Source organism: Micropruina sp. (assembly GCF_047607385.1).
In the GTDB taxonomy this organism is placed as follows: domain Bacteria; phylum Actinomycetota; class Actinomycetes; order Propionibacteriales; family Propionibacteriaceae; genus Micropruina.
Genome location: NZ_JASGDE010000156.1, coordinates 1 through 11,882, shown reverse-complemented (window position 1 = coordinate 11,882; position 11,882 = coordinate 1). Strand labels below are relative to the sequence as shown.

The 11,882-nt window shown below is 68.7% G+C and carries 14 protein-coding genes; 12 read left to right on the top strand and 2 right to left on the bottom strand.

Annotated features, from left to right (window positions below; translation table 11 throughout):
• The 8 genes from QM582_RS13825 to pyk all read left to right on the top strand — a co-directional run.
• On the top strand, positions 1–387 hold a 387-nt coding region (locus QM582_RS13825), incomplete at its 5' end, for a laccase domain-containing protein (protein ID WP_415085316.1).
• A gap of 52 nt (positions 388–439) precedes the next feature.
• Positions 440–967, top strand: coding sequence for a cell division protein SepF (locus QM582_RS13820; protein WP_415085315.1), 528 nt, complete (start codon positions 440–442; stop codon positions 965–967).
• A 56-nt stretch (positions 968–1,023) separates the two neighbouring features.
• Positions 1,024–1,314, top strand: a complete 291-nt coding sequence (locus QM582_RS13815; RefSeq protein ID WP_415085313.1) for a YggT family protein — start codon at positions 1,024–1,026, stop codon at positions 1,312–1,314.
• A gap of 84 nt (positions 1,315–1,398) precedes the next feature.
• Positions 1,399–2,430, top strand: a complete 1,032-nt coding sequence (locus QM582_RS13810; protein ID WP_415085311.1) for a DivIVA domain-containing protein — start codon at positions 1,399–1,401, stop codon at positions 2,428–2,430.
• Positions 2,431–2,508: 78 nt separating this feature from the next.
• On the top strand, positions 2,509–2,943 hold the full coding sequence (locus tag QM582_RS13805) for a TraR/DksA family transcriptional regulator (RefSeq protein WP_415085309.1): 435 nt from the start codon (positions 2,509–2,511) through the stop codon (positions 2,941–2,943).
• 2 nt (positions 2,944–2,945) lie between these two features.
• The gene (locus QM582_RS13800) at positions 2,946–3,470 is read left to right on the top strand and encodes a signal peptidase II (RefSeq protein ID WP_415085307.1); all 525 of its coding nucleotides are present in this window, start codon (positions 2,946–2,948) and stop codon (positions 3,468–3,470) included.
• Entirely contained in the window at positions 3,467–4,384 is a 918-nt protein-coding gene (locus QM582_RS13795; RefSeq protein ID WP_415085306.1) for an RluA family pseudouridine synthase, read from the top strand. Before QM582_RS13800 ends, QM582_RS13795 begins: the two co-directional genes overlap by 4 nt.
• A gap of 58 nt (positions 4,385–4,442) precedes the next feature.
• Complete coding sequence (pyk, locus tag QM582_RS13790; RefSeq protein ID WP_415085304.1) at positions 4,443–5,852, top strand: pyruvate kinase; 1,410 nt, start codon at positions 4,443–4,445, stop codon at positions 5,850–5,852.
• Between the two features lie 148 nt (positions 5,853–6,000).
• Here the strand turns inward: pyk and QM582_RS13785 are convergent, their stop codons facing one another.
• Both QM582_RS13785 and QM582_RS13780 read right to left on the bottom strand, forming a co-directional pair.
• Positions 6,001–7,503 (bottom strand): FGGY-family carbohydrate kinase, encoded by a 1,503-nt coding sequence (locus QM582_RS13785; protein WP_415085303.1) that lies wholly within the window; start codon positions 7,501–7,503, stop codon positions 6,001–6,003.
• Positions 7,504–8,093: 590 nt separating this feature from the next.
• Positions 8,094–8,564: a VOC family protein gene (locus QM582_RS13780; protein WP_415085301.1), complete on the bottom strand. Its 471-nt coding sequence runs from the start codon at positions 8,562–8,564 to the stop codon at positions 8,094–8,096.
• Between the two features lie 157 nt (positions 8,565–8,721).
• Here QM582_RS13780 and QM582_RS13775 point away from each other — a divergent pair, with 157 nt between their 5' ends.
• From QM582_RS13775 to QM582_RS13760, 4 genes are all read left to right on the top strand, one after another.
• Positions 8,722–9,219 (top strand): hypothetical protein, encoded by a 498-nt coding sequence (locus tag QM582_RS13775; protein WP_415085300.1) that lies wholly within the window; start codon positions 8,722–8,724, stop codon positions 9,217–9,219.
• A 203-nt stretch (positions 9,220–9,422) separates the two neighbouring features.
• A complete protein-coding gene (locus QM582_RS13770) occupies positions 9,423–10,169 on the top strand; it encodes an ABC transporter substrate-binding protein (protein WP_415085298.1) in 747 nt (248 codons plus the stop codon).
• 30 nt (positions 10,170–10,199) lie between these two features.
• Positions 10,200–11,051: an amino acid ABC transporter permease gene (locus QM582_RS13765; protein ID WP_415085297.1), complete on the top strand. Its 852-nt coding sequence runs from the start codon at positions 10,200–10,202 to the stop codon at positions 11,049–11,051.
• 4 nt (positions 11,052–11,055) lie between these two features.
• The gene (locus QM582_RS13760) at positions 11,056–11,829 is read left to right on the top strand and encodes an amino acid ABC transporter ATP-binding protein (RefSeq protein ID WP_415085296.1); all 774 of its coding nucleotides are present in this window, start codon (positions 11,056–11,058) and stop codon (positions 11,827–11,829) included.
• Positions 11,830–11,882 lie beyond the last annotated feature (53 nt).

The following is an 11,882-nucleotide window of genomic DNA, read 5'->3' as shown; positions in this document are numbered from 1 at the left end:
GCGCACGCCGGCCGGGTCGGCCTGGCCGGCGGGGTGCTGCAGGCCACCGTCGCGTCGATGCGGGCCGCCGGCGCCGCCCGCATCGAGGCCTGGATCGGCCCGCACATCTGCGGCCGCTGCTACGAGGTCCCGGCCGCGATGGCCGACCAGGTGGAGGCCGTCGTTCCGGGTAGCCGCAGCAGCACCGCGGCCGGCACGCCCGGCCTCGACCTCGGCGCGGGCGCCCGCGGCGTCCTGGAACGGCTCGGGGTGCGGGTCGCCGAGGTCGGCGACTGCACCCTGACCACGCCGGCACTGCACTCCCATCGCCGGGACGCGGCCGCGTCCGGGCGCCAGGCCGGGATCATCTGGCGCGGGCGTGCGTGTCGGATGGAGGATGCCGGCTGAGGGCCTGCAACCATGGTTGGGTTGCAGGTGTACGGCACGACGAGGGGTTGAAATGGCTGACACATTGAAGAAGGCCGCCGTCTGGCTCGGGTTGGTCTCGGACAACAACTATGCGCAGTCCGAGTACGGCGTCGACGACGTCACCCAGCAGGTGCCGCGCGAGCCCGAACATCCGGTGGTCGCCACCCAGCAGTCCGGCGCGCCGCAGTCCGCGGTGGTGCCGGCCGCCCCGGTGCCCGCCGCGGCCACCGTCACCGAGCTGGAGTCCCGCCGTCCCACCGCTCCGGCGCCGCGCACCGCCGACCTGAGCCGGATCATCACCGTCACCCCGCGCGCCTTCAACGAGGCCCGGACGATCGGCGAGCACTTCCGCGACGGCGTCCCGGTGATCATGAACCTGGGCGAGTTGGAGAACGTCGACGCCAAGCGCCTGGTCGACTTCGCCGCCGGGCTCATCTTCGGGCTGCGTGGCAGTATTGATCGCATCACCAGCAAGGTGTTCCTGCTGTCCCCGCCGAACGTGAACGTCACGGCTGAGGACAAGGAGCGCATTGCCGGGGGGTTCTACAACCAGAGCTAGCCAGGTCCACCACCTGCGGCTCGCTCAGTCAAGACTCGTCATCCAAGGGAGTGGCCGTGCAGTTGGTCGGATTCGTCCTGTGGTACGTGTTGTGGGCTTATCTGGCCATCCTGATGGTTCGGGCCGTGCTCTCCTTCGTGCCGCTCTTCGTCCGCGACTGGCAGCCCCGTGGGCTGATGCTGGTGATCGCGGAGTTCGTCTACACCCTCACCGACCCGCCGCTGCGGTTCATGCGCAAGATCATCCCGCCGGTGCGGATCGGCGCCACCAGCTGGGATCTCGGCTTCCTGGTGCTGTTTCTCGGGCTGTCGTTCGTGCAGCGGCTGATCCCGTTCGTCTTCGTGTGAGGGTCGCCGAAACCCTTTGTGTTCGGCTGGGCGCACCGATAGCCTGACGAGGTTGGTTACCGTCCGTCACTCGTGAGGTGAAGCATGACCTTGTCCCTGGAGCAGGTTCGCCAGACCCGGTTCCACCTGGCTCGCCGTAACGGCTACGAGCCGGTGGACGTCGACAATTTCGTCGATCAGGTCGAGGTGACGCTGGCGCAGTTGGGCGAGGAGAACGAGACCCTCAAGAAGCAGGTCGAGACGCTCACCGCCGGCGGCCCGGCCGAGGCCGCCCCGGCCGCCGACTCCGCCGAGACCGAGGAACTTCGCGGCCGGCTCAGCGAGGCGGACGCCGAACTGGAACGGCTGCGCGGCGAGCTGGAGAGCCGCGGCGCCGAGCTGGAGACCGCGCGCAGCGCGCTGGGCGAGAGCGACCAGGGCGAGCTGGTCACCCGGCTGCAGGGCGAACTGGACCAGGCCAAGGGCGAACTCGCCGGCCGGGACGAGCGGATCGCCGCGCTGAGTGCCGAACTGGACGGGGTGCGCGCCGAACTGGCGACCGCACAGGCGGCCCAGGCCGAGCGGCTCTCCAAGGTCGAGAACATCGTGGTCACCGCCGCCCCGGACGCCGCCCCCGCGGTCACCAAGCTGCTGCAGATGGCCACCGAGCAGGCCGAACGCCTGGTCGAGGAGGCCGACGCCGACGCCCAGCGGATCACCGCGGAGGCGTCCGGCAAGGCCGAGTCCACCGTCGAGGAGGCGGCCGCGCAGGCCCACCAGGCGCTCACCGACGCCCGGGCCCGGGCCGAGGAGATCGAGCAGCAGGCCCAGGCCGCCGCCGACGCGCTGCAGGCCGAGACCACGGCCAAGTCCGAGGCGCTGAACACCGAGATCACCGACCGCCGCACCGAGCTGTTCACCGCGCTGGAGGCCGAGCGCGACGAACTGCGCGGCAAGGTCGACCACCTGCGCTCGTTCGAAGAGCGGTACCGGCAGAGCCTGACCAGCCAGCTGCGGGCGCAGCTGGAGTCGCTGTCCGCGCAGGCGGAGCCCGAGGACGTCCCGGAACTGCTCGGGGAGCCCGCCGGCCCGTCCGCCACGCCGCGGCTGGACGCGCTGCTCGGCGATCAGAACTGACCCGTCCACGGCACTGAGGAATATCGCGGCGGGTGGTACTCTCTCCGCTCGGACCACCACCCTGAAGGAGTTCCCCGGATGCCAACGGCTCGCAAGACGGATCCCGCTGCCGCGGGTCCGGCGTCCATCCCGGTCGCCGAGGGCGAAGAGCCGTGGACGGCGGAGGAACTCGCCGAGGTGCGCGAGGAACTCACCGACGAGGTGGCCCGGCTGGAACGGGCGATCGCGGTCGCCGAGGCCGGGCTGCAGGATCTGTTCTCCGACGGCAGCGAGGGCGCCGGCCGTGACCCGGCCGACGTCGGCTCCACCAACTTCGAGCGCGACCAGGAGATGTCGCTGGCCCAGAACGCCCGCGAGATGCTGGAGCAGGCGCAGCTGGCGCTGCGGCTGTTCGACTCCGGCGAGTACGGCGCCTGCGAATCCTGCGGCCAGCCGATCGGCAAGGACCGGTTGCAGGTGTTCCCGCGGGCGACGCTGTGCATGACCTGCAAGAAGCGGGAGGAGCGGCGATAGCCGTGAACCCTCGTCGCTACGGCCTATCGGCGGTGCTGCTCGGCGCGGCCGGCTTCGGCCTCGACTGGGCGACCAAGCAGTGGGCGCTGGCCAGTCTCGACCCGTCCGACCCGGTGCAGGTGATTCCCGGCCAGCTGTACCTGCGGCTGATCCGCAACCCGGGTGCCGCGTTCAGCATGGGCGAGAGCTTCACCGTGGTGCTGACCTGCCTGGCGATCGCGGCGCTGATCTTCCTGCTCGGCTGGATGGTGCCCCGGGTGCGGCACCGCGGCTGGACGGTGGCCGCCGGCCTGCTGCTGGCCGGGGTGTCGGGCAATCTGTTCGACCGGCTGTTCCGCGAGCCGGGCGCCTTCCACGGCCACGTCGTCGACTTCCTGCAGGTGCCCTGGTTCGCGGTCTTCAACGTCGCCGACATCTGGATCACCTTCGCCGCCGTCACGGTGATCTGGCTGACCGTGATCAGCCAGGTGAATCTGGCCGGTGACAAGGTCGAACACGGCTCGGCCGCGGAACGGGCCGAGCGGTGAGCGTGCACCTGGTCCCGGACGGCCTGGCCGGCCAGCGGGTGGACAGCGCCGCGGCCCGGATGACCGGGCTGTCCCGCAGCCGGATCGACGACCTGATCGCAGACGGCCACGTCCAGCTGGACGGACGCAGCGTCACCAAGTCCACCCGGGTCAACGGCGGCGAACTGCTCGAGGTGAGCCTGCCGGAGCCGGCGTCCGCGGTGGTCGCGACGCCGCGGGAGGTGGCCGGCGTCCGGATCGTGCACGACGACGCCGACATCGTGGTGGTCGACAAGCCGGCCGGCGTGGCCGCCCATCCGTCGCTGGGCTGGGACGGCCCCTCGGTCACCGAGCACCTGGCCGCCGCCGGGTTCCGGATCTCTACCTCGGGGGCCGCGGAGCGGCAGGGCATCGTGCAGCGGCTCGACGTCGGCACCTCCGGGCTGATGGTGGTGGCCAAGAGCGAACGCGCCTACACCCTGCTCAAGCGGGCCTTCCGCGACCGCACCGTGGACAAGGTGTACCACGCCCTGGTGCAGGGCTTCCCCGACCCGCACGTCGGCACCATCGACGCCCCGATCGCCCGGCATCCCGGGCACGACTGGAAGATGGCGATCGTCGACGGCGGACGGCACAGCGTCACCCACTACGACACCCTGGAGGTGTTCCGCGGCGCCACCCTGCTCGAGGTGCATCTGGAGACCGGCCGGACCCACCAGATCCGGGTGCACGCCCAAGCCATCGGGCATCCCTGCGTGGGCGACCCGCTGTACGGCAGCGACCCGGTGCTGGCCGCCCGGCTCGGGCTGGAGCGGCAGTGGCTGCATGCCGTGGAACTCGGCTTCGAACACCCCGGCAGCGGCGAGCAGGTCCGGTTCGACTCGCCCTATCCCGACGATCTGGCCGGCGCCGTGGAACAACTTCGTAACGGTTGACCCCGATCGGCCACTGCCTGGTCGCGTCCCGGTCACCTGAGTCCGCTAGGGTTCAGGCGTGCGTAGAGCGAAGATCGTGGCAACCCTGGGTCCCTCGACGGACACCCTTGAGAAGGTGATCGGCCTGATGGAGGCCGGCATCAATGTGGCTCGCCTGAACATGTCCCATGGCGACCACCTGGAGCACATGCGGCGGCTGAAGCTGGTTCGGGACGCCTCCTACGAGGTCGGACGCCCGGTCGGGGTGTTCGCCGACCTGCAGGGCCCGAAGATCCGGCTGACCCGGTTCGAGAACGATTTCGCGATCCTCGAGGCCGGCCAGCAGTTCGTGATCACCACCGACGACGTGCTGGGCACCGCCGAGCGGTGCGGCACCACGCTGAAGACGATCACCCAAGATGTCAGCCCCGGCGACCAGGTGCTGATCGATGACGGCAAGATCCACCTGCGGGCCGTCGAGGTGACCGACACCGACGTGATCACCGAGGTGGTGGTCGGCGGCCGGGTGTCGAACAACAAGGGCATCAACCTGCCCGGCGTCGCGGTGTCGGTGCCGGCGCTGAGCGAGAAGGACGAGCACGACCTGCGCTGGGCGCTGCGGCACGGCGTCGACATGGTGGCGCTGTCCTTCGTGCGCAGCGCGTCCGACTACGACCGGGTCCGCGAGATCATGGACCAGGAGGACCGGCACGTCCCGGTGATCGCCAAGATCGAGAAGCCGCAGGCGATCGACAACCTGCACGAGATCATCGACACCTTCGACGCCATCATGGTGGCCCGTGGCGACCTCGGCGTGGAGCTGCCGCCCGAACAGGTGCCGTCGGTGCAGAAGCGAATCATCGAAGAGGCCCGCACCTGGGCCAAGCCGGTGATCGTGGCGACCCAGATGCTGGAGTCGATGATCAGTGCCCCGCAGCCGACCCGCGCGGAGACCTCCGACGTCGCCAACGCCATCCTGGACGGTGCCGACGCGGTGATGCTGTCCGGCGAGACGGCGATGGGCGAGTACCCGATCGAGGCCGTCAAGGTGATGGGCCGGATCATCAACTACACCGAGGACCAGGGCCTCGACAAGATCCGGCACATCGACTGGGACCCGCACACCCACGCCGGCGTGATCTCCAAGGCCGCGGTCGACATCGCCGAGCGGGTCGGGGCCAAGTACCTGGCCGCCTTCACCATCTCCGGCGACACCCCGCACCGACTGGCCCGGCTGCGCTGCGAGATCCCGATCATGGCGTTCACGCCGAAGCCGCGGACGGCCCTGGAGCTCACCCTGTGCTGGGGTGTGCAGTCCTGGGTGACGCCCGAGTTCACCAGCACCGAAGGCATGGTGCAGTCGGTGCAGGACGCCCTGCAGCAGACCGGCTGGGTGAAGTCCGGCGACCTGATCGTGATCGTCGCCGGCAACCCGGCCCGCACCGGCGGCCAGACCAACTCGGTGCGGATCTACGAACTGCACGACTGAACGACACCGACGACAGGTCCGGACGCCGCGGCGTCCGGACCTGTCGTGTCTGGGCGTCGGCTGGACAGCGCGTCGGGCTGGTCAGGGCGTCGGACGCGTCTGGGGGTCGGTCGGGTCTGGGATCCGGTCGGGTCTGGGCGCCGGCGGGTCAGGGCGCCGTCCCGCCGAGCTGGTGATCGGCCAGGAAGTGCGCGATGTCCCGGGTGGCCGGGTAGAGCTGCTGGTAGCGGCCGAAGAAGTCGTCGTAGAGCGCCCGGTTCTCTTCGTCGGGCTGCACGTGCGCCGACACCTTCATCCAGCTGGTGGACTCGTCGGCCTCGCCGACGGTCTGCGCCGCGATCAGCGCGTCGCCGTAGCTGGCGCCGATGGCCAGCTTGGGCAGAACCTGCTCGATGCCGCAGACGTCCGACATGATCCGGGTCCACAGGCCGCCCTTGGTGCCGCCGCCGACGGCGACGTACCGGGTGCCGCGTCCGCCGGCCTCCTCGATCGCCGCCAGCAGGTGCCGGGTGCCGTAGGCGGTGGCCTCCAGCAGAGCCCGGTACAGCTCGCCGCGGGTGCTGCTCAGGGTGAGCCCGGCGATCACGCCGCGCGCCTTCGGGTCGCTGATCGGCGTCCGCTCACCGGCGAAGTAGGGCAGCGCCAGCAGCCCGTTGGACCCGGCCGGGACGTCGCCGGCCTCCTCGGTGAGCACCGCGTACTCCACCCCGCCGGCGATCTCCCGCAGCCAGGCGGTCAGCGCGCCCGAGGCGGACAGCCCGCCGGCCAGCGCGAAGGTGCCCCGGTACAGCCCGGAGATCGCCCACAGGTTGGGGTGCGCCATGAAGCGGCCGGCGATCATCTCGGCCACGATCGTCGAGCCGTACATCAGCATCACGTCGCCGGGGTCCTTCACCCCGACGCTCAGCGCCTCGCTGTAGGCGTCCGTGGTCCCGACACCGACCGGGATGCCCTCGGGCAGTCCGGTCAGCCGGGCCGCCTCGGCGGTGATCCGGCCGGCCACCTCGTTGGAGTACCGCAGTTGCGGCAGCGGCAGGCCGGGCGCCACCAGCTCGCACCATTCCGGGATCCAGTCCTGGGTCTGTGGCGAGTACATCGGATCGAACATGGACGCCGACAGGTGGTCCAGCACGTAGCTGCCGGTCAGCTTGAAGGCGATGTAGGTCTGGGCCATGAAGACGTACCTGGCCTTCTCCCACACCCAGGGCTCGTTGCGCATCGTCCAGAGCAGCTTGGGGCCCTGGGACTGCGAGGTCAGCACGTTGCCGCAGCGTTCCAGCAGGGCGGCCTGGCCGAGCTGCTGGTTCAGTTCGGCCACCTCCTGGTGGGCCCGGGTGTCCACCCCGTAGAGGATGGCCGGACGCAGCGGGCGGCCGTCGGCGTCGCAGAACAGGCTGCACGGCCCGATCCCCGAGACGGTCACCCCGACCACCGGGCCGTCGGCGCGGTGCAGCAGGTCGGCCGCCAGGGCCAGGAAGTCGGCCCACCAGACCTGGTCGGCGTCGTGCTCGACGTGGCCCGGCTTGGGCATCGAGGTCCGGTGCTGTTGTTCCGCGGTGGCGATCACCTTGCCGTCCAGCCGGGACAGCACCCCCTTGGAGCTGCCGGTGCCGATGTCGATGCCGATCACCAGCCGCTTGTCCTTGGCCATGGTTGTGCTCCTCTCGGTGAGCGCCGTTGCTCGGTGCGGGCGCCCGCCGTCTCCGGCACGCCCCACGCCGCAACGGTATGCGATCCGGACGCCCGACGGGGGACGCCGGTCGGGGCATCGTCGCCTCGTTCGCTCCGCCGCGTTCGGGTCGGCCTGTTCGGGTCGCGGCGTCCGGGTCCGCCGATCTCGCCATCGGCGACGGGTTTCATCGTCGGTGACGAGTTTCGGGTAATAACACGAAAGCGGTCGCGGAATCTGACAGCGGTCACCGATGTCGAGATCGGTGTGACCGGGACGGCGGCCAGGGACAGGTGAAGGTCGGTAGGCCCCAGCCGCGCCCTTCGATGCAGATCTGCAGGCGCCGGCGGGGTGCCGCCGCCCGCGAGCCCCCCGGGTTGGGCGGCTATCGCCAGGGAGCACCCCCACCGGTGGGGTGGCTGTCGCCAGGGAGCGTTTCCCCCGGTCGGGGTACCGCCGCCCAGGGAGCATTCCCCCAGTCGGGTGGCTGTCGCTCGGGAGCACTCCCCACCGGTCGGACGGCTGTCGCCCGCCGTCCGACCAGCCCTGGGGGAGGGTTCCTGGGTGGTGGGTCAGTTCTGCTTCGGGTCGGACGCCGTGGCCTCGCTGGTGTGCCGGACCTCCAGGGTGACGCCGTTGGCCTCCCGGGTGTCGAAGTAGCAGAAGCCGGAGCCGTCGGCGCGGCGGCCCTTGCCGATCACGTCCAGGCCGAGCTGCTGGCCGGTGGCGACGGCGTCCGGCAGGTCGGGAACCTCGAAGCCGAGGTGGTAGACGCCCTCGCCGTGGGTGTCCAGAAAACGGCGCTGCGGAGTGTCCTCGGGGCCCGGCTGGCACAGCTGCAGCTGCACGTTCATGAAGTCGTAACACTTGTACTTCATGCCCGCCGAACCGGCCGGGTTGGGCACGTCGTACTCCACGTACGCGCCCCCCTTCGGGTAGTCGAACCAGGGACCCACACCAAGCCGCTGATAAGCGGAAACGGCTCGATCGAGGTCATGGACGACGATGCAGATGTGGTGCAGCTGGGTGAACAGATCGCTCATTGCGAATCCTCTCGGCTGAGCTGGTGGGGAGCCGTCAGCGGCCACCGGATCCGTGTTCCGGCCCCGAGCGTGGCTCCTAGGTCTGGGCAATGTATACCAAACCGTGTACGGTGCACCATACAAGCGAGGCAGGGCGCTTCGCTGAGAGGAGAACCCGGTGTATTACTTCGGATATTGCACGTACCTGCTCGAGTCCGAACTCCGCAAGTACCTGCCGGAGGCGGTGGCGATCACCAAGGCGACCGCACCCAACCATCAGATCCAGTTCCGCGCCGCCGGAGAGCGCACCGATCGTGGCTGGTGTCATCTGGCCGACACCAACACCCTCGGCAAGACGGCTCGGGGCATCGTCTTCGAGGTCAACGATGATCGTGTCAACGACGACTTCGACGACTTCGACATCATCTTCCTGACCGTCCGGGGAGACGACGGCGAGACCTACGACGCCTTCACCTACGTGCTCAGCCAGCCGGGCAAGCCGATGCGGCCCCCGCGGTTCTACTGGCAGCGCGTCCCCGATGGCCTGATCGAGCAGGAATTCCCGCTGGACTACCGCACCGAGGTGCAGGCCATCTTCGACGAGGCGGCCGAATGCCCCGATTTCGACCGCCCGGCACCGGCGGTGGCACCCGGCCGCTCCGCCGACACCCGGTGACCGACTCCACCCGTTCCTCCTAGGAAAGAGCAATCCGTCTATCTGCCTCAAAGAAAGAGAGCACCATGTTGCGGAAATTTCGTACCTGCCTGGGCGCGGCGGCAGCCGTAGCCACGGCCTCCTTGTTGCTGTCCGCGTGTGTCGGCCCCAGCAGCAGCAGTAGCGCGTCGCCCTCCGGGTCGTCGTCCGAGGTTCATACGGTCATGCCCGGCGTCCTCAAAGTCGGCTCCCAGCAGGCCTACATCCCCGGCGAGTTCCGCCCGGCGGGTGAGGACAAGCTTCAGGGCTTCGGCGTGGACTTCATCGACGAGATCGGCAAGCGGCTGAACCTGAAGATCGAATGGCTGCAGGTCGACTACTCGGCGATCATCACCGGCCTGCAGTCCAAGCAGTTCGACATGGGGTCGGGCGGCATGAGCCCCAACCCCGAGCGGCTCGCCCAGGTCGACATGGTCGGCTACTTCCAGTCCGGCGCCACCTACATCATGCGCAAGGAGGACGCGGGGAAGTACAAGAACTCCCAGGACCTGTGCGGCAAGAAGGTCGGCATGCTCGAAGGGTCCACCACGCTGCAGGCGGCGTTCGACAAGGAGAACGAGAAGTGTGGGGGGAACCCGATCCAGATCGAGCCCTACACCAACACCAACCTCGGCATTCAGGGCCTGCTGTCCAAGCGCATCGACGCCTACACGCCCGATGTGGCGCAGAGCCAGTACATCGTCAAGCAGGATCCGAACAATCTCGTCACCATCGGTGACTACGTGCTGGTCGACTACCTGATCAACTACACGTTCACCAAGGACAACACCGCCCTGCGTAACGCCGTGTACAACACGCTGCAGGACATGATGACCGACGGCACCTACGACAAGATCCTCGAGAAGTGGGGCATCAACCGTGGCGGCCTGAAGAAGCCGGCGTTGAATGGCGATCTCGATGCGAAGCCGTGATCGTCTCGCGATGATGCGGGTGGTGCTGCCATGACCGCCGCGACCGAGACGTCCGGCAGCGTCTACTTCCCGGTCAAGGCGAAATTCCCGTGGGGCCAGTTCGTCCAGGCGGCGGTGGTCATCGTCATCGTCGGCTGGGTGATCGTCAGCTTCGCGGTCTCCGGCGTCTTCGACTTCGGGACGGTGGCGCGCTACCTGTTCGGCCAGCAGATCTGGCTCGGTCTGTGGGGAACCCTCAGCCTGGCCACGCTGTCCACGGCGATCGCCCTGGTGCTCGGCACCCTGGTCGCGCTGATGCGGATCTCGAGCAACAAGGTGCTGTCGGGAGTGGCGTCGGCCTACGTGTTCTTCTTCCGCGGCACACCGATGCTGGTCCAGTTGCTGATCTGGTTCTACGCCATCCCGCGGATGATCGGCCAGGTCAGGCTGGGGATCCCGTTCACCGACGTGGTGTGGGTCGACCAGCCGGCGAGCGTGTTCTTCACGCCGTTCGTCGCCGGACTGTTCGCCCTGTCGCTGGCGGAGACCGGCTACATGGCCGAGGTGGTCCGTTCGGGCATCATGGGCGTCGATCAGGGCCAGCGGGACGCCGCCCTGGCACTGGGACTGCCGCGCAGGAAGATCACCACCCAGATCGTCCTCGTCCAGGCCTTCCGGATCATCCTTCCGTCGGCCGGCAATCAGTACATCATGATGATCAAGAACACCTCTTTGGCCTACACCATCGGGTACATCGAGCTGTTGCTCACCGTGAGCCGCATCTACTACTCCAACTTCAAGTATCTCGAGCTGCTGCTCGTGGCGGCGTTCTGGTACCTGGTGCTGACGGCGCTCATCACGTTCCTTCAGCAGTTCCTCGAGCGTCGATACCCAGCGAGGTAGGGCCATGACCGAACCCACATTGAAAATGGAAGCCCTGCACGTCTACAAGTCGTTCGGGGAAGTCAAGGTTCTGCACGACGTCTCGGTGAAGGTGCACTCGGGCGAGGTGGTGGCCCTGATCGGGCCGTCCGGTGCCGGCAAGTCCACCTTCCTGCGCTGCGTCAACAACCTGCAGCCGATCGACTCCGGCACGATCGAGGTGGACGGCGACCTGATCGGCTACCGCAAGGTCGGCGACTTTCTGGAGCCGCTGGGCGACAAGGAGGCCGCCGCCCAGCGGGCCCGGATCGGCATGGTGTTCCAGAACTTCAACCTGTTCCGGCACATGACCGCTGTGGCGAACGTCATGTACGGGCAGATCGAGGTGCTCGGACGGCCCAAGGCCGAGGCCCAGGCGACCGCCATGGACGCCCTCAAGAGGGTCGGACTGGTGGGCCGCGAGGACCGCTATCCCTCGCAGCTCTCGGGCGGCCAGCAGCAGCGCGTGGCGATCGCCCGCGTGCTGGCCATGAATCCCACGATGATTCTGCTCGACGAGCCGACCAGCGCCCTCGACCCCGAACTGCGGGTCGAGGTGGCCAACGTCATCAAGGGGATGGCCGCCAACAAGGCGACCATGTTGATGGCGACGCACGATATTCCCCTGGTGCACGACATCGCCGACTACATCATCTTCATGGTGGACGGACGCATCGTCGAGGCGGGGCCGGCGGAGAAGATCCTCACCAACCCCGAGCACGACCGCACCCGGTCGTTCCTCACCGCGATGGAGTCCTGACCGGACGTGACTGCCTCCTCGCACGGCGACGTGGCGCGGGTCGATCACCCGCG

Excerpts from the sequence above, each read along its gene's own strand:
- QM582_RS13820 (WP_415085315.1), top strand. The coding sequence starts at position 440 with ATGGCTGACACATTGAAGAAGGCCGCCGTCTGGCTCGGGTTGGTCTCG.
- QM582_RS13810 (WP_415085311.1), top strand. The coding sequence starts at position 1,399 with ATGACCTTGTCCCTGGAGCAGGTTCGCCAGACCCGGTTCCACCTGGCT.
- QM582_RS13805 (WP_415085309.1), top strand. The coding sequence starts at position 2,509 with ATGCCAACGGCTCGCAAGACGGATCCCGCTGCCGCGGGTCCGGCGTCC.
- QM582_RS13785 (WP_415085303.1), bottom strand. The coding sequence starts at position 7,503 with ATGGCCAAGGACAAGCGGCTGGTGATCGGCATCGACATCGGCACCGGC.
- QM582_RS13780 (WP_415085301.1), bottom strand. The coding sequence starts at position 8,564 with ATGAGCGATCTGTTCACCCAGCTGCACCACATCTGCATCGTCGTCCAT.
- QM582_RS13770 (WP_415085298.1), top strand. The coding sequence starts at position 9,423 with ATGCCCGGCGTCCTCAAAGTCGGCTCCCAGCAGGCCTACATCCCCGGC.
- QM582_RS13765 (WP_415085297.1), top strand. The coding sequence starts at position 10,200 with ATGACCGCCGCGACCGAGACGTCCGGCAGCGTCTACTTCCCGGTCAAG.
- QM582_RS13760 (WP_415085296.1), top strand. The coding sequence starts at position 11,056 with ATGACCGAACCCACATTGAAAATGGAAGCCCTGCACGTCTACAAGTCG.